Origin of the sequence: Micromonospora maritima, assembly GCF_902825405.1 — a bacterium.
Classification (GTDB): Bacteria; Actinomycetota; Actinomycetes; order Mycobacteriales; family Micromonosporaceae; genus Micromonospora; species Micromonospora maritima.
In genome coordinates this window covers 1-713 of the sequence record NZ_CADEAU010000958.1, presented here as the reverse complement: position 1 = coordinate 713, position 713 = coordinate 1, and the positions used below count along the sequence as shown (strand labels likewise).

The following is a 713-nucleotide window of genomic DNA, read 5'->3' as shown; positions in this document are numbered from 1 at the left end:
GCCCCGGGGCGGCCGACGGCGGGCGCGGTGACCGACCGCACGGCGACGATCTCCTGGCCGGCGGCGACGCCGGGCGCGGCGCCGATCGCCAAGTACGAGGTGTACCGGCAGCGGGGCGCGGTCAGCGAGCAGCTGGGCGAGACCGCCGGCACCTCGCTCACCGTCGGCAACCTCGAACCGGGCGCCCGCTACACGGTCAACGTGCTGGCCCGGGACACCGCGGGCCGGGTGTCGTGGTCGTCCCCGCCGCTCACCTTCGCCACCGGCAGCCCGGCGGCGAGCGCCTGCGCGGTCCGCTTCCGTGCCGACACCGACTGGGGCAACGGGTACGTGGCGACCGTCGAGGTGGTCAACACCGGTCCGGACGCCGTCGACGGTTGGACACTCACCTGGACCTGGCCCACCGGCTGGCAGCAGGTGAGCAGCGGCTGGAGCGCCACCTGGACCCAGACCGGGCGGGACGTCCGGGTTACCTCCACCGCGGACAACCGCCGGCTCGCCGCCGACGGCGGGAGCGCGAGCGTCGGGTTCGTCGGCGCGTACGGCGGGCCGAACGTGCCGCCGGGCGCGTTCCGCCTCAACGGAACGGTCTGCTCCGTGCGCTGAGCGGGGTCAGATCCGACCGGGCGGCCGCAGCCGCACGTCGGCCGTCGCCGGTACCTTCGGGTGCCGGCGACGACCGGGGCGGCGCGGCGGCGGCACCACGTGCGGAC

Annotated in this window: 1 protein-coding gene; it reads left to right on the top strand. The window is 76.7% G+C overall.

Annotated elements, in window-relative coordinates:
• Window positions 1–606 (top strand): cellulose binding domain-containing protein (locus HUW36_RS33805; protein WP_174531696.1); only part of this gene is annotated, 606 nt, incomplete at its 5' end.
• Window positions 607–713: the final 107 nt, after the last annotated feature.